Source organism: Salinimicrobium terrae DSM 17865, from assembly GCF_000424665.1.
GTDB lineage: Bacteria > Bacteroidota > Bacteroidia > Flavobacteriales > Flavobacteriaceae > Salinimicrobium > Salinimicrobium terrae.
Genome location: NZ_KE384222.1, coordinates 131,135 through 154,844 on the forward strand (window position 1 = coordinate 131,135; position 23,710 = coordinate 154,844).

24 protein-coding genes and 2 tRNA genes are annotated in these 23,710 nt (G+C 40.9%); 17 read left to right on the forward strand and 9 right to left on the reverse strand.

From position 1 onward, the window contains the following. Positions 1–15 precede the first annotated feature (15 nt). Positions 16–1,059, reverse strand: a complete 1,044-nt coding sequence (locus H148_RS0114980) for a hypothetical protein (RefSeq protein WP_029035528.1) — start codon at positions 1,057–1,059, stop codon at positions 16–18. Between the two features lie 96 nt (positions 1,060–1,155). On the opposite strand from H148_RS0114980, the gene proS reads away from it, so the two are divergent. The 4 genes from proS to rpsT all read left to right on the forward strand — a co-directional run bounded on the left by proS (position 1,156) and on the right by rpsT (position 3,173). Then, positions 1,156–2,634, forward strand: a complete 1,479-nt coding sequence (proS, locus tag H148_RS0114985) for a proline--tRNA ligase (protein WP_029035529.1) — start codon at positions 1,156–1,158, stop codon at positions 2,632–2,634. Between the two features lie 75 nt (positions 2,635–2,709). Beyond that, positions 2,710–2,781 (forward strand) — tRNA-Glu (locus H148_RS0114990). A 42-nt stretch (positions 2,782–2,823) separates the two neighbouring features. Next, positions 2,824–2,895: transfer RNA gene (locus H148_RS0114995), tRNA-Glu, on the forward strand. 29 nt (positions 2,896–2,924) lie between these two features. Next, a complete protein-coding gene (gene rpsT, locus H148_RS0115000; RefSeq protein ID WP_029035530.1) occupies positions 2,925–3,173 on the forward strand; it encodes a 30S ribosomal protein S20 in 249 nt (82 codons plus the stop codon). A gap of 615 nt (positions 3,174–3,788) precedes the next feature. Here rpsT and rho read toward each other — a convergent pair. After that, on the reverse strand, positions 3,789–5,561 hold the full coding sequence (gene rho / locus H148_RS0115010) for a transcription termination factor Rho (protein WP_029035531.1): 1,773 nt from the start codon (positions 5,559–5,561) through the stop codon (positions 3,789–3,791). A gap of 192 nt (positions 5,562–5,753) precedes the next feature. Here rho and H148_RS0115015 point away from each other — a divergent pair, with 192 nt between their 5' ends. Then, positions 5,754–6,164, forward strand: coding sequence for a DUF4293 domain-containing protein (locus tag H148_RS0115015; protein ID WP_029035532.1), 411 nt, complete (start codon positions 5,754–5,756; stop codon positions 6,162–6,164). A gap of 164 nt (positions 6,165–6,328) precedes the next feature. Here the strand turns inward: H148_RS0115015 and H148_RS0115020 are convergent, their stop codons facing one another. Next, complete coding sequence (locus H148_RS0115020; RefSeq protein ID WP_029035533.1) at positions 6,329–6,823, reverse strand: metallophosphoesterase family protein; 495 nt, start codon at positions 6,821–6,823, stop codon at positions 6,329–6,331. Positions 6,824–6,929: 106 nt separating this feature from the next. Between H148_RS0115020 and truA the strand changes: the two genes are divergently transcribed. Beyond that, the gene (truA, locus tag H148_RS0115025) at positions 6,930–7,670 is read left to right on the forward strand and encodes a tRNA pseudouridine(38-40) synthase TruA (RefSeq protein WP_029035534.1); all 741 of its coding nucleotides are present in this window, start codon (positions 6,930–6,932) and stop codon (positions 7,668–7,670) included. Then, positions 7,670–9,442: an ABC transporter ATP-binding protein gene (locus H148_RS0115030; protein ID WP_029035535.1), complete on the forward strand. Its 1,773-nt coding sequence runs from the start codon at positions 7,670–7,672 to the stop codon at positions 9,440–9,442. The genes truA and H148_RS0115030 overlap by 1 nt, the downstream gene beginning before the upstream one ends. Here H148_RS0115030 and H148_RS0115035 read toward each other — a convergent pair. Continuing rightward, positions 9,439–10,212 carry a diadenylate cyclase gene (locus H148_RS0115035; RefSeq protein ID WP_029035536.1) on the reverse strand — a complete coding sequence of 258 codons (774 nt, stop codon included), beginning with the start codon at positions 10,210–10,212 and terminating at the stop codon, positions 9,439–9,441. The genes H148_RS0115030 and H148_RS0115035 overlap by 4 nt on opposite strands. Positions 10,213–10,250: 38 nt before the next feature. Next, positions 10,251–11,075, reverse strand: coding sequence for a dihydropteroate synthase (folP, locus tag H148_RS0115040; RefSeq protein ID WP_029035537.1), 825 nt, complete (start codon positions 11,073–11,075; stop codon positions 10,251–10,253). 86 nt (positions 11,076–11,161) lie between these two features. Between folP and H148_RS0115045 the strand changes: the two genes are divergently transcribed. From H148_RS0115045 to H148_RS0115065, 5 genes are all read left to right on the forward strand, one after another. Further along, on the forward strand, positions 11,162–11,719 hold the full coding sequence (locus H148_RS0115045; protein WP_029035538.1) for a DUF1599 domain-containing protein: 558 nt from the start codon (positions 11,162–11,164) through the stop codon (positions 11,717–11,719). A gap of 10 nt (positions 11,720–11,729) precedes the next feature. After that, on the forward strand, positions 11,730–12,824 hold the full coding sequence (locus H148_RS0115050) for a BT_3928 family protein (protein WP_029035539.1): 1,095 nt from the start codon (positions 11,730–11,732) through the stop codon (positions 12,822–12,824). Between the two features lie 339 nt (positions 12,825–13,163). Further along, complete coding sequence (gene tpiA / locus H148_RS0115055; RefSeq protein WP_029035540.1) at positions 13,164–13,916, forward strand: triose-phosphate isomerase; 753 nt, start codon at positions 13,164–13,166, stop codon at positions 13,914–13,916. A 10-nt stretch (positions 13,917–13,926) separates the two neighbouring features. Then, positions 13,927–14,763, forward strand: coding sequence for a 50S ribosomal protein L11 methyltransferase (prmA, locus tag H148_RS0115060; protein ID WP_037325440.1), 837 nt, complete (start codon positions 13,927–13,929; stop codon positions 14,761–14,763). Positions 14,764–14,813: 50 nt separating this feature from the next. Continuing rightward, the gene (locus H148_RS0115065; RefSeq protein ID WP_029035542.1) at positions 14,814–15,089 is read left to right on the forward strand and encodes an ATP-dependent Clp protease adaptor ClpS; all 276 of its coding nucleotides are present in this window, start codon (positions 14,814–14,816) and stop codon (positions 15,087–15,089) included. A gap of 159 nt (positions 15,090–15,248) precedes the next feature. Here H148_RS0115065 and H148_RS18650 read toward each other — a convergent pair whose 3' ends face one another. Beyond that, complete coding sequence (locus H148_RS18650) at positions 15,249–15,425, reverse strand: hypothetical protein (RefSeq protein ID WP_156877271.1); 177 nt, start codon at positions 15,423–15,425, stop codon at positions 15,249–15,251. Positions 15,426–15,925: 500 nt separating this feature from the next. Then, positions 15,926–16,513: a hypothetical protein gene (locus H148_RS0115075; protein ID WP_029035543.1), complete on the reverse strand. Its 588-nt coding sequence runs from the start codon at positions 16,511–16,513 to the stop codon at positions 15,926–15,928. 167 nt (positions 16,514–16,680) lie between these two features. Between H148_RS0115075 and H148_RS0115085 the strand changes: the two genes are divergently transcribed. The 4 genes from H148_RS0115085 (at position 16,681) to H148_RS0115100 (ending at position 20,365) form a co-directional block, all read left to right on the forward strand. Further along, positions 16,681–18,096 (forward strand): M20/M25/M40 family metallo-hydrolase, encoded by a 1,416-nt coding sequence (locus H148_RS0115085; RefSeq protein WP_029035544.1) that lies wholly within the window; start codon positions 16,681–16,683, stop codon positions 18,094–18,096. A gap of 66 nt (positions 18,097–18,162) precedes the next feature. After that, a complete protein-coding gene (locus H148_RS0115090) occupies positions 18,163–19,533 on the forward strand; it encodes an MATE family efflux transporter (protein ID WP_029035545.1) in 1,371 nt (456 codons plus the stop codon). 16 nt (positions 19,534–19,549) lie between these two features. Further along, a complete protein-coding gene (locus H148_RS0115095) occupies positions 19,550–19,777 on the forward strand; it encodes a hypothetical protein (protein ID WP_029035546.1) in 228 nt (75 codons plus the stop codon). 3 nt (positions 19,778–19,780) lie between these two features. Then, entirely contained in the window at positions 19,781–20,365 is a 585-nt protein-coding gene (locus tag H148_RS0115100; protein ID WP_029035547.1) for a phosphatase PAP2 family protein, read from the forward strand. Between the two features lie 132 nt (positions 20,366–20,497). Here H148_RS0115100 and meaB read toward each other — a convergent pair whose 3' ends face one another. Further along, positions 20,498–21,583 (reverse strand): methylmalonyl Co-A mutase-associated GTPase MeaB, encoded by a 1,086-nt coding sequence (meaB, locus tag H148_RS0115105; protein WP_029035548.1) that lies wholly within the window; start codon positions 21,581–21,583, stop codon positions 20,498–20,500. 63 nt (positions 21,584–21,646) lie between these two features. On the opposite strand from meaB, the gene H148_RS0115110 reads away from it, so the two are divergent. Continuing rightward, positions 21,647–22,081 (forward strand): organic hydroperoxide resistance protein, encoded by a 435-nt coding sequence (locus tag H148_RS0115110; RefSeq protein WP_029035549.1) that lies wholly within the window; start codon positions 21,647–21,649, stop codon positions 22,079–22,081. 72 nt (positions 22,082–22,153) lie between these two features. Here the strand turns inward: H148_RS0115110 and H148_RS0115115 are convergent, their stop codons facing one another. Then, entirely contained in the window at positions 22,154–23,650 is a 1,497-nt protein-coding gene (locus H148_RS0115115; protein ID WP_029035550.1) for a potassium/proton antiporter, read from the reverse strand. Positions 23,651–23,710: the final 60 nt, after the last annotated feature.

Sequence of the window (23,710 nt, forward strand, 5' to 3'; positions counted from 1 at the left end):
AAAATTTAGTGAGGACTAGTTTCCACCTCTTCCACGGCTCGATCTGCTCGAAGAAGATCTTGTTCCCGACGATGAGGATCTTGTTGATGAAGACCTGTAAGAACTATTATTACTTCTTGAAGAACGGGTTGATCTAAAGACCGGTCTTGAATTAGATGTACTACTTCTTACTGCCGGGGTAGATCTTCGCTGTGTAGAACTTCTATACGCATCATTTGTACGGGTGGAAGAAGATCTCACCCGGGTTGAGCGGGTTTGATAGGTTCTGTCGTTATTAACTCTTGTTCCTGCGGCTCTAACATTTCGGGTGTTTGAATATCCCTGTATTCTGGATACACGACTTTCAGAAGCATCCCTGTTGCGGTAGCTGTCAGAATAACTATTCCTGCGACCGGAATTATAAGCTACATCACGACGGTTATATGAGGGGTAATAATTATTATATCCTCCATAAGGATGGTAAGATGAGTATCTATGGCCATAACCATAATATCCGCCCCAGCCATATCCCCAGCCAAAATTCCATCTCCAGGAGTTGTAGGCATAAGGTGAACCAAAGTAAAAGGGATCATGAAAACCGTAGCGGTAATATCGTGGTCCCCAGAATGGATCATAAAATCCGGAGTAATATGGGAATCCATATGCGTAGGAATACGGGCTATAGATCGGATAATTATTATAAATATTAACTGCTATCTGATCGGGATCTGTTCCCCATGCAGCCCTGCCAGATTCATATTCTAATCCCTCTGGTCCAAACATATTTTCATCATACTGACCGGAGGAGTAAGTTTCAACATCAGTAAAAATAGCTCCGCTTTCGGGTACAGCGTCAAACTGTTCGGCTTTTTCTCCAAACAGATTCTTATAATAAAGGGCGTCTTCATAAGATTCCTCGTAATCGTTAGCAGTATATGCTTCGCCGCTTTCTGAGGAACTGTAAATTCCGTCATTATCATACCCGGCATACTGATAAGAACTACAGGAAGCTAATAAAAACAGAGAACCCAATGCTGAAAGCAGGCCTCTCACGTTTAATAGCTTGTAGTATCGTTTCATGGTATAGAATTTATTGTTGAACAAAGATAAAAATAGTTAGTTTTGCGCTAACATATTTACTTAATAAGGTGCAAGATTTGTGCCAAAAGACTGGAGATGGCAAAGAACCTAACTACACGTAAAGAAGATTATTCCAAATGGTATAACGAATTGGTTGTAAAGGCCGATTTGGCCGAAAACTCTGCCGTGAGAGGCTGTATGGTGATTAAGCCGTATGGCTATGCTATATGGGAAAAAATGCAGGCACAACTTGACAAAATGTTCAAAGAGACAGGGCACCAAAATGCTTATTTCCCACTCTTTGTTCCAAAAAGCCTTTTTGAAGCTGAAGAAAAAAATGCTGAAGGTTTTGCTAAGGAATGTGCCATTGTTACCCACTACAGATTAAAAAATGATCCCGATAATAAAGGGAAACTTATAGTAGATCCGGATGCTAAACTGGAGGAAGAGTTGGTGGTAAGGCCCACTTCTGAAGCGATTATCTGGAACACCTACAAAGGCTGGATCCAATCTTATCGTGATCTTCCAATTCTTGTTAACCAATGGGCTAATGTGGTACGCTGGGAGATGCGTACGCGATTGTTCCTTCGTACTGCCGAATTTCTTTGGCAGGAAGGACATACTGCTCACGCTACTAAAGCTGAAGCACTGGCCGAAACAGAGCAAATGAATAATATCTACGCCGAATTTGCGGAGAATTTTATGGCGATGCCGGTGATTAAAGGAAGGAAAACGGAAAGTGAGCGCTTCGCAGGGGCCGAAGAAACTTACTGTATAGAAGCTATGATGCAGGATGGAAAGGCACTGCAGGCAGGAACTTCTCATTTTCTGGGTCAGAATTTTGCCAAAGCCTTTGATGTAAAATTCGCGACCAAAGAAGGAGGTCTGGATCATGTGTGGGCTACTTCATGGGGGGTTTCAACCAGACTAATGGGAGCTCTTATCATGACTCATAGTGATGATAACGGGTTGGTATTACCTCCTAATCTTGCTCCAATTCAGGTAGTAATTGTTCCAATTTATAAGGGAGAGGAGCAGTTAGATCAAATTTCTGAAGTAGCTAATAAACTTGCAGCTGATCTTAGGGAGGAAGGAATTTCGGTTAAATATGATGATCGCGATACTCAAAAACCGGGATGGAAATTTGCTCAATACGAATTACAGGGAGTGCCTGTGAGAATAGCTATAGGTCCTAAAGATCTTGAAAAGGGATCTGTGGAATTGGCCAGGAGAGATACCCTTAGTAAGGAATTTGTTGCTCAAACTGAAGTTGTGGAAAAAGTAAAAGGTTTGATGAATGAAATTCAGGAGAGTTTACATTCGAAAGCCAGGGCTTTTAGAGATGAGCATATTACTCAAGTTGATGATTTTGAAGAATTTAAAAAAGTACTGAAGGATAAAGGCGGATTTATTTCCGCCCATTGGGATGGAACTTCCGAAACAGAAAATAAAATAAAAGAGCAAACCAAGGCTACTATTCGTTTAATTCCGTTTGACGGAGATAAGGAGGAGGGAACCTGCATATTTTCAGGAAAACCTTCAGCCGGAAGAGTACTTTTCGCCAAGGCGTATTAATTTTCAAAAAAAATTATTCAACATTTGCGGCATTCAAAAATAGTTGTATTTTTGCATCCGCATTTGAAAATGAATGGTCCGTTCGTCTAGGGGTTAGGACGCCAGGTTTTCATCCTGGTAACAGGGGTTCGATTCCCCTACGGACTACAAAGGTTTACAAGTCGTGTAAATCATTTTAAAATAATAATTGGTCCGTTCGTCTAGGGGTTAGGACGCCAGGTTTTCATCCTGGTAACAGGGGTTCGATTCCCCTACGGACTACAGTAAAGAATTAATTTAATAACAGTGTAATGGCAAATCATAAGTCATCGTTAAAGAGAATCCGTAGCAACGAGACAAAGCGTCTAAGAAACCGCTACCAGCACAAAACTACAAGGAATGCCATCAAAAAGTTGCGTGATGCAGGAAAAGAAGAGGCAGAGACTTTATATCCTACTGTAGCTTCTATGATTGACAAATTAGCGAAGAAAAATATCATTCATGATAATAAAGCTTCGAACTTAAAATCTAAGTTAGCTAAACACGTAGCTGCGCTTTAATTAAGGTAGTGTTCAATTTATAAAGAATGCCTTTCGTGAAAAACGAGAGGCATTTTTCATTTATAAAATTAAAGTGGAACCCGCAGGTTAAAACCGTTGGGGTTTCTATATTCAGCCGCCCTTTCCTTCGAAAAAAGGGATGCTTTGGGAGGTTTGTTACCACCTTATAGGGGTCGTCCGTTAGCAGACGAGGTTAAAGTTGTAATCCTTCTTCAGAACCCTTATATAATTCCCCACCTTTTTGAGGAGGGAATTCGCCGCAGGTGAATAGTGAGGTTCTCGTTTCCCAGCATCATGGTTCAGATATCACAAATTTCTCCCCTCCTCCTTGAGGAGGGGTGTCCGTAGGAGGGGGTGGTGTTTCTTTCCGAAAACATTTTTTAAGGTACTTTTTTATTCCTGTCCTCTATTAGCGGGATATCCGCCCCGGACGAATGGGAAGGTGTTTGCTCCGCGAATCATCATCCGTGCCTCCAATAGCTCCCCTCTTCACTGAGGAGGGGTGTCCGCCCCAGGCGGACGGGGAGGTCCCGCACCTCAAATCATCTCAAGGAATAAAAAAAATCCGGAGCACTAAAAGTGTCCGGATTTTAACATTTTTGAGAGGTAAGCTCCTTATCCGTTCATGGAAATCAGGAACTCCTCATTATTTTTAGTTTGTTTGATCCTGTCGTTAATGAATTCCATTGCTTCCACGGGGTTCATATCGGCCAGGTACTTACGCATCACCCACATTCTTTGAAGTGTGGTTTCGTCAAGTAGAATGTCATCTCTTCGTGTACTAGAAGATGTAAGATCAATAGCAGGGAAGATCCTTCTGTTAGCAATCTTTCTGTCTAACTGGAGTTCCATGTTACCTGTACCTTTAAATTCTTCAAAGATCACCTCGTCCATCTTAGAGCCTGTATCTGTAAGAGCTGTAGCTATGATAGAAAGGGAACCGCCGCCTTCAATGTTACGGGCAGCACCAAAGAATCTTTTCGGTTTGTGTAGTGCATTTGCATCCACACCACCGGAAAGTACTTTACCGCTGGCAGGTTGTACAGTGTTATATGCTCTGGCCAATCGCGTAATAGAATCCAGAAGGATCACTACATCATGACCGCATTCCACCATTCTTTTTGCTTTTTCAAGCACGATGTTGGCTACACGTACGTGTTCATGAGCTTCCTTATCAAAAGTTGAAGCAATTACTTCTCCTTTTACGTTCCGTTGCATATCTGTTACCTCTTCGGGACGTTCATCAATAAGCAGGATGATCTGGTAAACTTCAGGATGGTTTGCCGCGATTGCATTGGCAATATCCTTTAAGAGCATGGTCTTTCCTGTTTTGGGTTGAGAAACAATCATTCCTCTTTGTCCTTTTCCGATAGGAGAGAACATATCAATTACCCTTGTGGAAACGGTACTTTGTCTTTCGGCAATATTAAATTTTTCCTGTGGGAAGAGGGGAGTAAGGTGTTCGAAGGAAACCCTGTCTCTTACCACTTGTGGATCAAGACCATTAATCTTGTTGATCTTGATAAGCGGGAAATATTTTTCACCCTCTTTTGGTGGTCTTACCTGCCCAAGTACTGTGTCTCCGGTTTTAAGACCAAATAATCTTATCTGTGATTGAGAAACATATATATCATCTGGAGAAGAAAGATACATGTAATCTGATGATCTCAGGAAGCCATAGCCGTCCTGCATAATATCAAGTACTCCTTCGCTTTCAATTATCGCATCAAACTCATAGTCAGGTTCCTTGTAGCGATTTCGGTTATCGCGGTTACCCGAGTCCCTGTTCCCGCTGTCGCGGTTACTGCTGTTGTCCCTGTTTCCGTTGTTGTCACGGTTCCCGCTGTCACGATTGTTGTCGCGGCTGTTATCACGATTTCCCTGATTTCGGTTATCGCGTGTATCTTTTTGACGGGAATCTTTGCGATTTTCTTTTTGTTGATTTCGCGAAGATGAATCTTTAGAGGATTGCTGTCTTGAAGAATCATCTCTTTTACTTTTTTGATCCTTCCGTTTGTCTCTGGAACCTTTATCTTCTGAAGCCTGTTCTTTAGGTTCAGCAGCCTTAGAAGCATTGCTCCTGGATTCAGGCTTGGCTTCATTTTCTTTTCGATTGTCTCCCTGGCTTTTAGAAGAGTTGTCTTTTTCTTTGCGGGGACGTTCCTTGCGCTGTTTTTTACCGGAATTAGAATCTTCCTTGGATTGCGGTTTCGCATCCTCATCGGTCAAAGCCTCCTGTACTTTTTGCGGGTTTGCCGCTTGGTAGTCAAGAATTTGGTATACCAGGTCAAGCTTTTTTTGCGTGCGGAATTTTGGAACCCGTAGCGTTTTGGCTATTTCCTGAAGTTCAGGCAGCTTCTTAGCCTTTAATTCTGAAATTTCAAACATGAATGTTCTTAAATAAAATTTGTCTTTGGTTTGATTAACCTTCTCGAGGAAGAATCGAAAAAATTTTTGGAGTCTAAGTAACCTTTATTGAATTGGTTACGAATTGATACTGCAATTATACGACATTATTTTCAGATTATAAATATGGTTTCTAAAAAGAATCTTTTATTTTTGTGCCTCTATTGAAGATAAATGCTACAAAGAATACAGACGATTTATTTATTAATTGCGGCTCTTTTTAATGCCGGTTTCATCTTTATTTTTAAGCTTTGGAATTATGAGTTGGGAAATGCGGTTTATATTGAAGATGTATATTCAGCTTTAGGGTTGACTTTGTTTTCGGCTTTACTCTCAATAATTACAATCTTTTTGTTTAGGAATAGAAAGCTCCAGTTTGTGCTGGGGCGTATCAATATCTTATTAAACTTAATTTTACTAGGATTATTTGTCTATTGGTCCCTAACTATATCTGGAGAAACTTGGGTTTCAGAGAAAGGTATTGGGATGCTGACTCCTGTATTTTCTATCGTTTTTTTAGTGCTTGCCAATAAGGCAATAAAAAAGGATGAAGATCTTGTAAAATCTGTGGACCGGTTGCGATAAACCTTTCATCTTAGTAGTATTAGTGCGTAAAAACCCGGAGTGAAAGCTTCGGGTTTTTTAGTTCCTAAGGTTCAAGTTTCAAATGTGAAAGAATCGAAATTCACCCTCTCGACTCAGTTCGAGATGACATTCCTGCTTACTGTCTGCTGACTGAGTACTGATCACTACTTTTTCCCTAATTCAATCACCTCAAGATCTTTAATTTCTTTGCCGTCGATCACGAAAAGCAACATCGTCCTCATTTGATGAAATCCCTGCTTTCCTACGGCGCCGGGATTCATGTGGAGGACTCCGAGTTTTTTGTCGTTCATCACCTTAAGGATATGAGAATGGCCGCTTATAAAGATCCTTGGAGGATTGGCTTTAATTTCCTCTTTTACTGCCGGGGAGTAGCGGCCGGGGTAACCACCTATATGGGTGATCCAGACGTCAACTTGTTCACACATAAAGCGGTTGTTGAGGGGGAATTCTTTTCTTACTTCTGCGCCATCGATGTTTCCATAAACGGCCTTTAAAGGTTTAATTTTCTGCAGGGTATCGCTCACAGTCGTTGTTCCAATATCTCCTGCATGCCATAATTCATCTGCTTCTCCTGCATACTTTAAAATACGTTCATCTAAATATCCATGAGTATCACTAAGCAACAGTATTTTTTTCATCGGGAATTTTTATAGTGAGATTAACAATCTAAAGACAGGGAAGAATGAGCAGTTGCCTTTAAAGACTTATCTTTGTCTCTTTAATTTACAAAAGTAAAAATTTAGATTGAGATATTTTTTGGAGCTGGAATACTTCGGAAAGGCTTACCACGGCTGGCAACGTCAACCTGAAGCAATGACGGTGCAGCAGGTGGTTGAAGAATCTCTACGCACCTTACTTCAGGAGGAAATCGAAGTGGTTGGAGCGGGAAGGACAGATGCCGGAGTGCACGCCAGGCAAATTTTTGCTCATTTTGATTCTGAAGAAAAGCTATCGAAGAATTTTATTTTCAGGATAAACTCTTTACTGCCGAAGGATATTGCATTCAAAGATTTGTTTTTGGTCAAAGCCGATGCTCATGCAAGGTTTGACGCACTTTCCCGCTCTTATGAGTATTGCATCACTACCAGAAAAAATGTTTTTCTTAAGGATGCAGCTTACTTTGTAAAAAGAAAATTGGAGGTAGAAAAGATGAATGAGGCAGCAAAAATTTTGTTGGAGTATTCTAACTTTAAATGTTTTTCAAGATCCAGGACAGATGTTCATACCTATGATTGTAAAATTGACGATGCCAGATGGGTACAACAAGGGAGTGAATTAATTTTTCACATCACTGCCGACAGATTTTTGAGAAATATGGTAAGGGCCATTGTTGGAACATTATTACAAGTAGGGTTAGGAAAATTGGAGGTGCAGGAAATGCATCGAATTATTGAGAGTAGAAACAGGAGCGAAGCAGGAGCCTCGGTACCTGCTCACGGATTATATTTAACCAGGATCTTGTATCCCGACAGTATTTTTGATTAATGGCAGCATCAACGGGAAATGCTTTTGACTTTGGACTCTTCAAGCGACTGCTTAAATATGCGCATGCCTACAGGTGGGCATTCTATTTTGTAGCCGTTGCTGCAATCCTGCTGTCTCTTCTTGGTGTAATGCGGCCTTATCTATTGCAGCTTACAATAGATAATTCCATTGTGCCTCAGGATAATGATCAACTCTTTTTTTACATCAGTCTCATGGTGGGAGTGCTACTCCTTGAGGTGATTTTTCAGTTTTGCTTTATCTATTTCGCAAACTGGCTGGGGCAGGAGGTGATACGGGACCTGAGGGTGAACCTTTTTAAGCACATGCTGCAGTTCAAAATGAAATATTTTGATAACTCGGCAGTCGGGCGCCTTGTTACAAGGGCGGTTAGTGACATTGAAACCATTTCCAGTATTTTTAGCGAAGGCTTATTCGTGATCATTAGTGACTTGCTTAAAATGATCGTAATTCTGGCCTTTATGTTCTACCAAAGCTGGAAACTTACACTTCTTGTGCTGGTAGTACTTCCCTTCATTTTATATGCCACCCGTGTCTTTCAGAAAAAAATGAAACTCGCTTTTGAAGAAGTGCGAACTCAGGTAGCAAATCTCAACACTTTTGTTCAGGAACGAATAACCGGAATGAAGATCGTACAGCTTTTCACAAGAGAAGGAAAGGAATATGAGAATTTTAAGGCGATTAATGATAAGCACCGTAAGGGATGGGTTAAGACCGTTTGGTACAACTCGATCTTTTTTCCAATCGCCGAAATGGCCACTTCTATCACCATAGGTTTGATAGTATGGTATGGCGGATTGAGAATAGTGGCGGAAAGTGAAGCAATAACCCTGGGGGTGATCGTAGCTTTTGTTGAATTGAGCCAGATGCTTTTCCGGCCCCTTAGACAAATTGCCGATAAATTCAATACGCTGCAAATGGGAATGGTGGCTGCCAACAGAGTTTTTGGTGTTCTGGATACGCAATCTTCTATTCCCGATAATGGAGAGATTGTTATAGATCACCTTAAAGGAGAAATAGAATTTGAAGATGTGAGGTTCAGTTATGTCGGAGATGAAGAGGTGTTGAAAGGAGTTTCATTTAAAGCCGAAGCAGGAGAAACCGTTGCTATTGTTGGAGCGACAGGGGCCGGAAAATCAACTATCATTAATTTGCTGAACCGATCCTACGAAATCTCCAGTGGCCGCATCCTAATTGATGGAATAGATGTGAAGGATATCACTTTAAAATCCCTTAGAGGAGAAATTGCCATAGTACTACAGGATGTTTTCCTTTTTGCAGATACTATTCTTAATAATATTACCCTAAATGATCCCGATATTACCAAAGAAACGGTAGCACAGGCGGCCAAAGATATTGGGGTTGATCAATTCATTACCACCCTTCCCGGCGGTTATGATTACAACGTAAAGGAGCGTGGGATCATGCTCTCTTCGGGACAACGTCAATTAATTGCATTTTTGAGAGCGTATGTTAGTAATCCAAGTATTTTGGTGCTTGATGAAGCCACTTCTTCTGTGGATTCTTATAGTGAACAACTCATCCAGGATGCAACCTTAAAAATTACAGAAGGTCGTACTTCCATTGTTATTGCCCACAGGCTCGCAACGGTTAAAAAGGCAGATAAGATCCTGGTGATGGACGCAGGTAGAATAGTGGAAATGGGAACGCATGCCCAGTTGCTGAAGAAAGAAAATGGTTACTACAAAAACCTTTACGAAGTTCAGTTCATGCAGGAAGAAGAAACCCTCTAAATAAGGTCGGCTCTTAATTTCTGAATTAGATCGTCCCTATCTTCGTACATAACAAATTCCCCATCTTTAATATAAGAAATTTGCCCGGTCTCTTCGCTAACAACAAGGGCCAGAGCATCAGTTTTTTCTGTAATACCAACGGCAGCACGATGTCTTAGTCCGAAGCGCAGTGGTATAGTACGGTCATTTGATACGGGCAGGATCACCCTGGTGGCGGTGATATAATTGTCTTCTATGACAAGGGCCCCGTCATGCAAAATACTGTTCTTGTAAAAAATAGATTCGATAATGGGTTGATTGACAAGGATCTTCATAGGATCCCCACTTTGTTTTACAAAATCGAGACTGGTATTCCTCTGGATCACAATAAGAGCACCGGTATTTGTCCTTCCCATATGTTCACAGGCTTTTATGATTGCCTCTACGTCATTAGGTGTTTCGAGATCGTCCTTTATTAGTTTTAATGTTTGCAGAAAACGCCTTCTCCTTGCAAAATTTGTAGAACCGATCATGAGGAGGAATTTCCTAATTTCCTGCTGGAAAACTACGATTAGAGCAAACATTCCTACTCCAATAAATTCCCCTAATACGCTACTAAGCATTTCCATGCGTAGCAATTGCGTTAGCTTCCATACGAAGTAGATGATTACGATTCCAATAAAAATGTTGACCGCTACAGTACCCTTTACCAATTTATAAATATAATAGAGCAGGGCTGCGATAAAGATGATGTCAACAATATCGAGAATGCGTAGATCTAGGAACTCCAAAGTAGGCGTGCTTTTTGGTAAATGTAAAAAATTATGAGTTAGTTTCTTAGCCGCTGCACTAATTTCACACATTCCGCCGCTTCCTTCACGTCATGAACTCTTAAAATGTTAGCCCCTTTCATTAAAGAAATGGTATTGAGAACGGTGGTGCCGTTAAGGGCTTCTTCCGGTGTGGTGTTGAAAGTCTTGTAAATTAGGGATTTTCTTGAGAGCCCGCATAATAAGGGCAGGTTCAGGTTTTTAAAAAGTTCCAGGTGTGACAGCAATTCAAAATTCTGAGCAATATTTTTTGAGAAACCAAAGCCAGGATCTATAATAAGATCATTGATCCCCATTTCTCTTGCGCGGTCAATTTTTTTAGAAAAATAGAATAAAACATCCCTGGTAAGATCTTCATACTGGTTAAGGGTTTTCATGGTTTTAGGATTACCTCTCATGTGCATCATGATGTATGGCACTTGCAGTCGGGCTACAGTTTCCATCATTGTTTTATCAAGATTTCCTGCGGAAATATCGTTTATCATAGCCGCCCCTGCTTCTACACACTGCCGTGCCACTTCACTGCGGAAGGTATCTACGGAAATAATTAATTCGGGGAATTTTTTTACCAGCGCCTCCACTACGGGAAGAATTCGTTGCAACTCTTCAGCTTCCGAAATATCTGTAGCTCCAGGACGGCTGCTGTAGGCACCTACATCGATAAAATCTGCTCCCTCTTTCAGCATTTTTTCTGCCTGCAGTAAATGATCTTCCAGTTTTTCCCGGTATCCGCCATCGTAGAAAGAATCGGGGGTGATGTTAAGAATACCCATTACTTTGGGAGTGGAAAGATCTATAAGCCGGGCTTTACAATTGATATACATTCTAAAAAACGCGGTTTTCTGGTTGGAAAAATTAACTTTGACAAAAAGATTTAAATCAGCGAAATTTACACAAATTACCCGTTTCTATGAAGGACACCTCCGCCCAATATGATTCTGTTATCGCCGAATGTCGCGGCCTTTTTATGAAAAAGATGAAAGATTATGGTTGTGCCTGGCGTATTTTAAGGCTTCCGTCGCTTACCGACCAAATCTTTATTAAGGCGCAGCGAATAAGAGGTCTTCAGGAAAACGAGGTGAGAAAAGTGGATGAAGGAGAAGTACCCGAATTCATAGGGATCATCAATTATTCGGTGATGGCCTTGATTCAGCTGGAAAAAGGGATTGCAGTACAACCCGACCTGTTAACTAAAGAAGTCGAAGAATTATATGATCGTACCATTGAGCGCACAAAACAGCTGATGGAAGACAAAAATCATGACTATGGGGAAGCATGGCGAGAGATGAGAGTTAGCTCATTAACCGATCTTATCCTGCAAAAATTGCTTCGTATCAAGCAAATAGAAGACAATAAAGGTAAAACTATTGTGAGTGAGGGGATTGGGGCGAATTATGAAGATATGATAAATTATGCCGTCTTTGCTTTAATACACATTAACGAAAACAGCGAACTTAGTAAAACATAAATGGTACGGCATGAAATTACTTGTAGACATTTCCCGTTGGGTGGTAGGGATCTTATTCATTTTCTCGGGATTTATAAAGCTTAATGATCCTATAGGTTTTTCTTTCAAATTGGAAGAATATTTTAGTCCATCGGTTCTTGACCTGGAATTTTTAGCACCATTTGCACTTGTGATCGCACTTTTAGTAGTGGTCTTTGAACTTGTTCTTGGGGTTATGTTAATTATAGGATACCTTCCGAAATTTACCACCTGGGCATTACTGCTCATGGTTATATTTTTTGGTTTCCTCACCTTTTATTCGGCTTATTACAATAAGGTAACCGATTGTGGCTGTTTTGGGGATGCAATTCCTCTTACCCCCTGGCAGTCTTTTTATAAAGACATGATTCTTCTTGTGCTTATACTAATTCTCTTTTTTAAAAGAGAATACATCACCCCCTATTTTGCCAAAGCCTCCCACAGGTGGATAGTTTTTCTATCGTTCATGCTATGTTTTGTTTTTGCATATTATGTTTTAATGCACCTTCCGGTTTTTGATTTTAGGGCCTACAAAGAAGGAACCAATATTGAACAAGCTATGAGCGTACCGCCGGGAGCACCCGAAGCTATATATGACTACCACTGGAAATTCCTGGTGAATGGGGAGGAGAAAATTTACACTACCAGTGGTTCCTATCCTGCAGCAGAAGGAGAATTTATTGAAGTGGAGACTGAGATGGTTCAGGAAGGTTACGTACCACCCATCCTCGATTTCTCCATAGAAAGAAACGGAGAGAAGTATACTTCCGAGATCCTTCAGGAAGATAAATTACTTATGATCGTTGCCTATAGCCTTTCCCGTAGTGAGGCCGATGGCTTCCGAAAGCTTAAGAATGTAATAGAAGATGCCCGTGCCAGTGGGTATAGGGTTGTTGGCCTTTCAGCATCAGGGGAAGAGCTTAAAGAGGAAATGAATCAAAAGTACAACCTCGACCTGGAATGGTATTTCAGCGATGAAACTGCGTTAAAAACTATTATTAGAAGTAATCCCGGATTGGTGAGACTTCAGGAGGGCACTATTCTTCAAAAACTGCACTGGAATGATGCCGCAGACCTCCAGTTTTAAGAGGTTCCAGAAATGTTCTTTTTAGAAGGTGTTTTCAATAATTAATTCTGAAAGCTCTTTTTTTAGGTTGGTTATTCCTCAAAACTCATGCTTTTAATACTTCGGAATCAACTGCAGGGAAAAAGCTGCTCAAAATGCCATTTTTGACACCTCATATTTGTGGTTTTCCTGGTTTTTCGGCAGGTTGTTAACGTCTGCAGTCTTATATTTGTATTTTCAAAACAATATGAGATCCCTGGAGAATTAATCTGTTCATTACAAAGATTTTCCGAAGGATTTTATAATAGTTTTAGCTAAACCAATAGAAACAGAATACTAACTTACCCTTAAACTACAATTATGAGAGACAAAATAGTAGCCGGAAACTGGAAAATGAATAATGATCTGGCTCAAACCGAAGATTTGTTGTCAAACATTAAAAAGTTATATAAAGAAAAGGAAGGTGTGCGGGTGATTGTGGCTCCTTCTTTTACCAATCTACACCACGCTTTTGAATCTTTAAGAGAATTGCCTGTTGATGTTGCGGCGCAAAATATGAATGAGAATAGTGACGGAGCATACACAGGCGAGGTTTCCGGGCAAATGCTTACCAGTATTGGGATTAAAACCGTGATCCTGGGGCATAGTGAACGTCGGGCAATTTATAAAGAGACCGATGAATTGTTGGCAAAGAAAGTAAACGCTGCGTTAGAAAATGACATGGAAGTGATCTTTTGCTGCGGAGAAGAACTTGGTGAACGAAAGACGGAAAAACATTTCGAGGTAGTAAAGCGACAGCTGGAAAAAGGCCTTTTTCACGTTCCTGAAGCCAACTGGAATAAAGTAGTGATCGCTTATGAACCTGTTTGGGCTATTGGAACAGGCGAAACAGCCTCCCCTGAACAGGCACAGGAAATGCACGCATTTATTAGGAAAACGGTTGCTGAGAAATATGGGAATGAAGTGGCAAATGATGTGGCAATCCTTTATGGTGGAAGTGTAAAACCGGGAAATGCTCAGGAAATCTTTGCAAAAGAAGATGTGGATGGTGGTCTTATAGGCGGTGCAAGTCTTAAAGCCGAAGACTTTATGGCTATTGTTGAGGCATTTTGAAAATAAAATTATGAATTATCTGGAGTTTAGATTTGTCATTGAACCCCCACAACCGGCATCAGAAATCCTTATTGCCGAACTGGGTATGGCTGGTTTTGAAAGTTTTGTAGAAAATGAAGATGGAATTACTGCGTATATTCCCAAAGAAGAATATGATGCAGAATCAATGACAGGAATTCACATCCTCCAGTCCAATGAATTCGATATTTCCTTTACCCAAACCGAAATTGAACAGGTGAACTGGAATGTGGAGTGGGAAAAGAATTTTCATCCTATTATTGTTAATGAACAATGTGGGGTAAGGGCACCTTTTCATCCAAAACCGGATGTCACTTACGATATCGTGATCGAGCCAAAAATGTCTTTTGGAACCGGCCATCATGCTACCACTCACATGATGATAGAATTTCTTTTGGAACAGGATTTTCACGGAAAGAAGGTCCTGGACATGGGATGTGGTACGGGTGTATTGGCTATTGTAGCCGAGAAAAGAGGTGCATCACAAATCGAAGCGATCGATATTGATAACTGGTGCTATCAAAATACCCAGGAAAATGTAGAGCGTAATGAATGCACCAGGATCGAAGCTTTTGAAGGAGGTGCAGAACTACTCAAGTACCGTCACTATGATGTCATTATAGCCAACATCAACAGGAATATTTTACTGGAAGATATGCAGAACTACTATAAAAGCCTCTATGCAGGGGGGGAACTGTATCTTAGCGGATTTTACTCTAAAGATATTCCGGTAATAAAGAAGGAATGCGAGAGGATTGGTTTGGAATATAAAGATTTTAAGGAACGGGAAGAGTGGGTGGCTTTAAAATTCTTCAAGAAACAGGATTAAGAAGAAATTCTTATATTTAACCCTGTTTTTCCACATGAAAATGTCTGACTATGAGTACACAAGAAGAAGTTCTTGAAAAGAAGAAGGTAGAAACTAAGGAGTCGAAACTTCATGAGATCGTTTTGTATAATGATGATTATAACACTTTTGATCATGTTATAGAAACGCTCATTATTGCGTGTGAACATACCCCGGAGCAGGCCGAGCAATGCTCTCTCCTGGTCCATTATAAAGGGAAATGCACGGTAAAAACCGGAACATATAAAGATTTGGAGCCACGCTGTGGGAAACTCCTTGAAGAAGGTCTGACAGCAGAGATTGTCTAGTAAATTCAGGTTAGAATATATTTTTAAAGGGTAAACTCGTAAGAGCTTACCCTTTGTTAATATTGGGATCTTCATTAGCTGAAGCTATTTTTCCAAACTATTTGGTTTTAACCTAAAAATAAATGGCTTTTAGGATTAATAGAACTGCAGAAAAGACCTTCAGAAACCTTTAGAAATTTGTTGATCTTCGACACTTTGTCGGGTGTCTCTCTGCATCATTCGACGATACTGATTGGTATATCCCCAATCCTGTCTTCTAACTTCTCTTCCAGTCCGTATTTGCCCTCTGGAATCAATGGATGGTTCGTTGAACCCGGGAGTTTTGTTTGTGCTCATGATATAAGGTTTTAAAGATGATTTGAAGGCAATTGAAGTTATTTCTATGTCAATATTTTCCTTGGTTAGCTAGTCCTCTAAAATTATGAAATATCCATCATGGATTTATTTAATTTAACTGATTTTTAGGACTTTAGTTTTCTATTATGGAATTATAATGATCAGGTATAAAAGAGAGGTGATTGAGTGAATACTGTCCGACATCTTCCAGAGTAGATACTAAAGTTTTTTCGAGAATACTGTGTAGGATGTTCGATCAACCTTTGATTTTCGCTTATACTGGATTAAGAAGTTCTGCAGGTACCCGGAGAATAATTCTGTAAGGCACAAGAATGAGGCCTATAAGTGTGCCTGACAAAAAAGGAATTGCAGGAAATCCTGAATAATTTTTTTATCAAAAAAAATTCTATCAGCAAAAGCCATTTTTAACAATCAGGAAAGGAAAGTGAAGGTAAAGTTACTTTTTCCGTTTAGGACTTAAATCAAAATATTTTTATCTACTAATCTTTGGGAGGAGGAGTATATTTTAAGAAAAACATTTTGTCTCCGCTGGGATGGTCCCATTCATTAAAAAGTTTAAAGCCATAGCGACGGTAGGCAAGGCTTATCCTCCTAATTCTGGTTTCGGCATAGATAGGGAGCTGCAGGTCCTTAGCAATAGCGTAAAACTTATTTTTCATATCATAAGCCGTTTTTGCATCATCGCTCCCACGAGCATCGCTGAGTATTCCCCAAAACCAGCAGTAGAGGTAATCTCCCTCTTTAGGACGTTGAGCTTTCACATACTTCTGCACTTTCATTGCATTCAAACCTTTCCTGATTCCAGTCACGTTAACCGCTAGTTTTAGATCCATGATGAGGTCTTTCCAAAAGTCCTGGTCTTTACTGTTAGTCCTAAAAAGAATAGCTATTCCCTTACCATCCGGAGAAATTATGAGAGCATCTTTTTCAATGGCTTTTTCCACCATGTACGTTGCGAGATAGTGAAATCTTTTTTCCCTTTTATGATCATCCTTTACTATCTCCATGGAAGTTGGAATTTCCTGCAAAAGAGTCGAGACGTTATTAATTACCTGCTGCTTGTTCAAAGGGTTTAAATTTTTGGGAAAGATAAAAAAATGGCTTCAGTTAGGCTCCTTTCGAAAAGGAATAATTTGAGATAGAAATTGCCTTCAAAAAAAATCTTTATAATTTTTTCTTTTTTGAACATGTTTGGAATGGTTTTTTACATTTGTTTCCTGTTTAGCAAAAAAATATGAAAAAAATAGCAGCTCTCCTTTTTGTACTTGCTTCTTTTAGTGCAGGTGCACAAACCAATTCACAGCAGGATTCTCTTGCTCTTAGAAAACTTTATGATATTGCTCTACTTCATGGGCAGAGTTATGCCTGGCTGGATCATTTATCCAATAATATTGGTGGAAGGCTTTCGGGTTCTGTAAATGCACAGCAGGCGGTAGATTATACTAAAGCCGAACTTGAAAAACTCGGTCTTGATCGTGTATGGCTCCAGCCGGTTATGGTGCCAAAATGGACACGGGGTGCACCAGAATATGCTTATATTCAATCGCCCGGGTCTCCTTCAAACACGGTGAATATTCTTGCTTTGGGTGGTTCTGTTGCGACTCCCGATACCGGCCTTCGGGCTAAAGTAATAGAAGTACAGGGAATTGAAGACCTGGCAAGGTATGGTAGAGAGCAGTTAGAAGGAAAAATCGTCTTTTACAACCGTCCAATGCGTGCCGACCTTATTCATACTTTTGAAGCTTATGGTGGCTGTGTGGATCAGCGCTACTCGGGTGCTGCCGAAGCTGCCAAATACGGCGCGGTCGGAGTAATCGTTCGGTCACTTTCTCATAAAATAGATAATTATCCCCATACTGGCTCCATGAGTTACGGTAATATTCCCAATAGTGAAAGAATTCCCGCAGCGGCCATTAGCACCAGAGATGCCGAGTACCTGAGTAGTATGCTAAAGCTTAATAAAGATCTTGATTTTTACTACAAAATGAACTGTCGCAACTTTGAGGACGTTGAATCTTACAACGTTATTGGAGAGATCAAAGGCAGCGAAAGACCCGATGAATATATTGTTGTTGGTGGTCATTTGGATTCCTGGGATGTTGGCGACGGCGCTCATGATGACGGCGCCGGAGTGGTGCAGTCTATGGAAGTTTTAAGGATGTTTAAAGAATCCGGAATTAAACCAAAAAGGACCATTAGGGTGGTACTTTTCATGAATGAAGAAAATGGTTTAAGAGGTGGAAAAAAATATGCCGAAGTAGCCGAAAAGAATAAGGAGAATCACATTTTCGCCCTCGAAAGTGATTCAGGAGGTTTTACGCCTCGTGGTTTTTCTATAGATGCACGCGATTCACAGTACGAGAAAATCCTGGGATGGAAACCTCTTTTTGAGCCTTATCTGGTTCATTATTTTGGTAGAGGGGGCAGTGGGGCAGATATTGGTCCCCTGAAGAATGGAAGTACAGTCCTGGCCGGTCTCCGTCCAGATTCACAGAGGTATTTTGATTACCACCATGCCGCTACCGATACCTTTGATGCAGTGAACAAACGGGAACTTGAATTAGGAGCTGCTACGATGGCTTCTTTAATTTATCTTGTTGACAAGTACGGGTTCGACGATATTGAAAAAGAGAATGATATCCTGAAATAAAAAGAATTGCCGGGTTAGTTGCCCGGCAATTAAACTTTCTATCTTTGCAGCCTCAAACTTCAAGGGGTGCAGCTCACAGCCTATACAAGAGAATTTGGTAAAAACCTGAACATTGCATACCCTGTCATGCTTGGGCAGTTGGGACATGTTATGGTTGGCCTGGCCGATAATATTATGGTTGGCCAATTGGGAGCTGCACCCCTGGCCGCCGTTTCTTTGGGTAACAGTCTGGTCTTTATTGCACTTTCCCTTGGTATAGGATTTTCTTTTGCTATCACTCCTCTTATTGCTGAAGCTGACGGCTCGGGAGACATTGAGACGGGAAAAAGTTATTTCCATCACGGCATTATCATGTGCGCCATTAATGGGATATTCCTTTTTATCCTGCTATTGCTGGCGAAGCCAATTCTATATCACCTGGACCAGCCGCCCGAAGTTGTAGATCTTGCTATTCCATACTTGGAAATTGTTGCCTTTTCGATGATCCCACTAATGCTTTTCCAGGCATACAAGCAGTTTGCCGATGGTCTTTCTCAGACCCGTTATGCAATGTATGCCACCTTGATCGCCAATGCGGTAAATGTTCTGTTCAATTACCTACTCATATATGGAATCTGGATTTTTCCAAGGCTGGAACTTGAAGGAGCAGCATGGGGAACGTTGATCTCCAGGTTTTTTATGATCTGGTTTATCTGGGAGATCCTTAGGAGAAAGAAAAAATTCCGGCAGTATTTTGTCTGGTCCAGAAAAGGACTGCTAAGAATTGACATTTTTAAGAGGTTATTTGCCCTTGGTTTTCCTACCGCTCTGCAGATGCTATTTGAAGTGGCAATTTTTACAGCTACAGTATTTCTTGCTGGTACTTTGGGAACAAATCCCCAGGCCGCAAATCAAATTGCACTCAACTTAGCCTCCATGACCTTTATGATCGCTGTTGGATTAGGGGTGACCGCAACTATTCGAGTAGGGAACCAGAAAGGCAAAGCAAATTATTCTGAGTTGAGACGTATTGCCTTTTCAACCTTTTTACTTGTATTTATAATAGAAGCAGTTTTTGCTGTAGGTTTTATTGTGCTGAAGGATTGGCTCCCTACGCTATATATCGATAATACAGAAGTCATCTTACTGGCTGCCCAATTATTAATTGTAGCCGCACTTTTTCAGTTAAGTGACGGGATGCAGGTTGTTATTCTTGGAGCTCTAAGAGGTTTACAGGACGTGAAACTTCCTACGCTTATCTGCTTTATAGCCTATTGGATCATAGGCTTTCCTGTATCATGGTTTCTGGGAAAAGAATCTGCCTTAGGAAGCATGGGAATATGGTTCGGTTTACTTGCAGGTCTTAGCGCATCGGCATTAATGTTGTATATTCGTTTCAATTATTTAAGCAAAAAATTACTTTTGTCGGCTGCGCCTACAAATCAGCCGATCAGTTAAAAATATAGTAGAGACTATGGACTTTCCCAAATTCCTTCTAGGTGATAACACAGATTATCCCGATGCTATTTTTATTATTCATACTGAATTTCCGCGGTTCATTTTAAACCTTGAGAATGACGAGGTAGAATGGCTGGAAGATTTTGATGCAAGCGATGAAAAGGAACTTTCGTCTGAAGCCGAAGGCCTTATCCAGCAGGCTACAGATTTTTACGATAGGGAAATCTCAAGATACGAAGACTAAAATATGGAGCAGTTAGTAGAACTGGATCACCAACTTTATCTTTTTCTCAACAACCTGGGAGATCCTGCCTGGGATGATTTTTGGAATTTTGTCACCAATAAGTTTGCCTCTATTCCATTTTATGCGCTGTTGGTGTTTTTTCTTTATAAGGCGTTAGGCTGGAAAAAAACTTTGCTCAGCCTTGTTCTTGTGGCGGCGGTGATTACCTGTACAGATCAGCTTTCCAACCTTTTTAAAGATTTCTTTGAACGTCCCCGGCCATGCAGGCAGGAAGGCATTATGGAATATGCCCGCTTTGTTGCCGTAAGATGCGGCAGGCACGGATATTTTTCTGCCCATGCAGCAAGTTCAGCGGCTCTGGTTGTTTATCTGGGCATGATCCTAAAGACCTACTGGAAACACATTTTTCCGGTGCTCATTTTTTGGGGATTGCTCGTTTCCTACAGCCGCATCTATATTGGTGTACATTATCCGGGTGATGTAGTTTCCGGATGGATCATCGGCATTACCATAGGTTACTTGTTTTTCCTCTTATTCAGATTCCTGGAAAAAAAGTATTTTAAGTCCTCGGCCACTTCAGAAGATTAAGTTTAATGAAATTATTCTATCCCCAATAGATTGTTAACAGCGGGAAACTCTAGGTGCGGAAAGTTGTCGGCCGCAATGAACATCAATTAAAGGAAGATGAGGTGTCCTGGATCAATGAAGTAAAATGATATTTTATAATTCCCGGTACCTTTGAAGTAAATAATTAGCGGCCTCAAAAGGAGTTGTTTCGTTATTTTCCAATGCATCAAGTTGTTGAGAAAGCAACTTTTTAATTTCCAAATGATTGTAAAAGCGACTTTTTAGATGTTCATTTATGGTTTGTAATAACCAGAATTTATTTTGTTCATGCCGCTTTTTACTGAAGCTTCCGCTTTCTTTCATCTTCTCCTCATAATCTGAAATTAGCTCCCATACCTCATTAATTCCCTCTTTGTAATAGGCGCTACACAAAAGTACTTTTGGCTGCCAGCCGCTCTCTTTTGCGGGATAAAGATGTAAGGCCCTCCGGAATTCAGCCCGGGCTCTTTCTGCCGGTTTTTTGTTCTCTCCATCGGCCTTATTAATCACTATGGCATCGGCCATTTCCATTATTCCCCGTTTAATCCCCTGAAGTTCATCCCCGGCTCCGGCCAGCTTCAGCAGTAAAAAGAAATCGGTCATGCTGTGAACAGTTGTCTCACTTTGCCCTACTCCCACAGTTTCAATAAGAAGAGTATCAAAACCTGCCGCTTCACATAAAATGATAGTCTCACGGGTCTTTTTTGCCACTCCTCCCAAAGAATCTCCCGAGGGGGAAGGCCTTATAAAAGCATTTTCATGGTTTACCAGCGTCTCCATTCGGGTTTTATCCCCAAGAATACTTCCTCCCGAAATGGTGCTGCTGGGATCGACCGCCAAAACAGCAACTTTTTTTCCGGCGTCGGCCAGGTGTCCGCCAAAGGCTTCAATAAACGTACTTTTTCCAACGCCCGGCACTCCGGTGATTCCAATTCTAATTGACTTATTTGCAAACGGTAAACATTTTTCTATAAGCCGTGCAGCTTTTTCCTGTTGCTTTGGCTGATTGGTTTCCACGAGAGTAATTCCCTGGCTTAAAGCTGATTTATCTCCCGCTCTAAGCCGGGCGAACATTTCTTCTACCGTAGACTCCTTTTTTCGGGATTCCCTTATTTTCCTGGCCATAGCCGGATTAATCTTCGATGAGGGGCGACTACCTTTGGATTCATGTAAAGCCGACTGATTTTTCACACTGGGAATAATTTTTAGGTGGAGATCTTATTTGTATATTGAAGTACTAAAATAACAAAATAAAAGATCATTATGAAGACATTGTATACTGGTGTAGCTACCACAACCGGCGGGAGAGAAGGAAATGTAAAGAGTGACGACGGAATTCTGGATCTCGATCTTAGCATGCCAAAATCTATGGGTGGGAAAGGAGAGAACAAAACCAATCCCGAACAGCTTTTTGCAGCGGGTTATTCTGCCTGTTATGGGAGTGCGCTACAGGTGGTGGCCAAGAAGCACAAGATAGACCTCGGAGATTTTTCTGTTACAGCTTCTGTAGATCTTGGGCAAACCGAAGAGGGTGACCTTGAACTTTCAGTTATTCTGGACTCTTATATTCCGGGTGTAGATGTAGAAACAGGGGAGAAGCTGGTGAATGAGGCACATGAGATATGTCCTTACTCAAGAGCTACGCGCGATAATGTTGATGTAACTCTTAATTTAATGCTGGACGAGGAGGAGGAATAAAATTCTTCTGTACTTATTATTTAAAAAGGGCGTTTTTCAATGCTCTTTTTTTATCTCCAGGTTTAAAGGAAGTTAGAGGTTGTTTTCATCTTCAGTATCCGGATTATATTCTAAATGGAGGCTGTTATATACCGCTTCCACGTTACGTTGATTTTCCATGAGCACGATCAAAGTATCGTCCTCTTCGATCATGGTGGCGCCATTTGGAGTAAGAAATTGACCATTTCGGGAGATCATTGCAATAATGGCATTTTTTGGAAAATGCAGGTCTACAATTCTCTTTCCTACTGAAAAATTATCAGGTGGAATGGTAATTTCCTTTATGAGGGACTTGGTTCCTTCAGCTAGAAAGGCATCAACAGGGGATATCTTTTTTGCCTTTTTTGGAAGCGCAACATGAAGCCACTTGGCTACAGTTGATAAGGTTGTTCCCTGCACCAGTACAGAAGTAAGGGAAACGAAGAAGACGATATTAAAGATCATTTCTGCTTTCTCAATTCCAGCCAGTAATGGATAAGTAGCAAAAACTATAGGTACTGCGCCCCGAAGTCCCACCCAGGATATATACCAACGGCGGCGCATCTTCATTTTGAAGGGCGACAGACTTAGAAAAACTCCTATAGGCCTGGCAACTAGTATGAGAAACCCCGAAATTAATATTCCCAGACCTATGACAGGCAGAACTTCACTGGGGAAAACAAGGAGCCCCAGGGTTAGGAACAGAACAATTTGCATTAGCCAGGCTACACCGTCAAAAAAGCGCATGATCGTACGTTTATGAATAAGATCTTGATTCCCCAGGTATACTCCGGTAAGGTACACTGCTAAAAAGCCATTTCCGCCAATACTGTCGGTAGCCGAAAAAGATAAGAACATTAGGGCTATGGCCAAAACTGGATATAGCCCTTCAAAATCAAGCGTAATTCGATTGATGATCATTTTGCTAACCTTTCCGAAGAGAAACCCTAGCGCAGCTCCAATTAAAATTTGTTGTAAAAAGAGCGGAACTATAGAAAGCAGGGTCTGGTCCTGATTCACTACCAGTCCCAAAAAAGCAATGGTAAGAAAATAAGCCATAGGATCATTACTACCACTTTCCAGCTCCAGGGTTGGCCTTAAATTGGCTTTTAATGCCATTTGTTTTGAGCGAAGGATGGAAAAAACGGCAGCAGCATCTGTAGAGGAAACAATGGCTCCCAGTAACAACCCTTCATAAATAGTAAAATCTGTAATTGCCCACACAAAAACTCCAACAGAAATGGCGGTAAAAAGAACCCCAAGGGTAGAAAGTGAAATCCCATGCCATACTATAGGTTTTATACTGCGCCAGCTGGTGTCCAGGCCTCCCGAAAAAAGAATAAAATTTAATGAGACTATCCCAACAAACTGGGCAAGTTGAGGATCATCAAACTCAATTTTCCCAATCCCTTCTGAACCTGCCAGTATTCCCACCGAGAGGAAAAGAATAAGCGTTGGAACTCCAAATTTGTACGAGGTCTTTCCTGCCAGGATGCTTATAAGAAGTAGAAGTGAACCTATTAATAAAACATTCTCTGTAGTAATATCCATCTATAGAAGGGCTTGTTCTGTTTCCGCAAAGAAAATTAATTTTTAGGTTGATTTGAAGAG

Excerpts from the sequence above, each read along its gene's own strand:
- H148_RS0114980 (WP_029035528.1), bottom strand. The coding sequence starts at position 1,059 with ATGAAACGATACTACAAGCTATTAAACGTGAGAGGCCTGCTTTCAGCA.
- proS (WP_029035529.1), top strand. The coding sequence starts at position 1,156 with ATGGCAAAGAACCTAACTACACGTAAAGAAGATTATTCCAAATGGTAT.
- rpsT (WP_029035530.1), top strand. The coding sequence starts at position 2,925 with ATGGCAAATCATAAGTCATCGTTAAAGAGAATCCGTAGCAACGAGACA.
- rho (WP_029035531.1), bottom strand. The coding sequence starts at position 5,561 with ATGTTTGAAATTTCAGAATTAAAGGCTAAGAAGCTGCCTGAACTTCAG.
- H148_RS0115015 (WP_029035532.1), top strand. The coding sequence starts at position 5,754 with ATGCTACAAAGAATACAGACGATTTATTTATTAATTGCGGCTCTTTTT.
- H148_RS0115020 (WP_029035533.1), bottom strand. The coding sequence starts at position 6,823 with ATGAAAAAAATACTGTTGCTTAGTGATACTCATGGATATTTAGATGAA.
- H148_RS0115030 (WP_029035535.1), top strand. The coding sequence starts at position 7,670 with ATGGCAGCATCAACGGGAAATGCTTTTGACTTTGGACTCTTCAAGCGA.
- folP (WP_029035537.1), bottom strand. The coding sequence starts at position 11,075 with ATGTATATCAATTGTAAAGCCCGGCTTATAGATCTTTCCACTCCCAAA.
- H148_RS0115045 (WP_029035538.1), top strand. The coding sequence starts at position 11,162 with ATGAAGGACACCTCCGCCCAATATGATTCTGTTATCGCCGAATGTCGC.
- H148_RS0115050 (WP_029035539.1), top strand. The coding sequence starts at position 11,730 with ATGAAATTACTTGTAGACATTTCCCGTTGGGTGGTAGGGATCTTATTC.
- tpiA (WP_029035540.1), top strand. The coding sequence starts at position 13,164 with ATGAGAGACAAAATAGTAGCCGGAAACTGGAAAATGAATAATGATCTG.
- prmA (WP_037325440.1), top strand. The coding sequence starts at position 13,927 with ATGAATTATCTGGAGTTTAGATTTGTCATTGAACCCCCACAACCGGCA.
- H148_RS0115065 (WP_029035542.1), top strand. The coding sequence starts at position 14,814 with ATGAGTACACAAGAAGAAGTTCTTGAAAAGAAGAAGGTAGAAACTAAG.
- H148_RS18650 (WP_156877271.1), bottom strand. The coding sequence starts at position 15,425 with ATGAGCACAAACAAAACTCCCGGGTTCAACGAACCATCCATTGATTCC.
- H148_RS0115085 (WP_029035544.1), top strand. The coding sequence starts at position 16,681 with ATGAAAAAAATAGCAGCTCTCCTTTTTGTACTTGCTTCTTTTAGTGCA.
- H148_RS0115095 (WP_029035546.1), top strand. The coding sequence starts at position 19,550 with ATGGACTTTCCCAAATTCCTTCTAGGTGATAACACAGATTATCCCGAT.
- H148_RS0115100 (WP_029035547.1), top strand. The coding sequence starts at position 19,781 with ATGGAGCAGTTAGTAGAACTGGATCACCAACTTTATCTTTTTCTCAAC.
- H148_RS0115110 (WP_029035549.1), top strand. The coding sequence starts at position 21,647 with ATGAAGACATTGTATACTGGTGTAGCTACCACAACCGGCGGGAGAGAA.
- H148_RS0115115 (WP_029035550.1), bottom strand. The coding sequence starts at position 23,650 with ATGGATATTACTACAGAGAATGTTTTATTAATAGGTTCACTTCTACTT.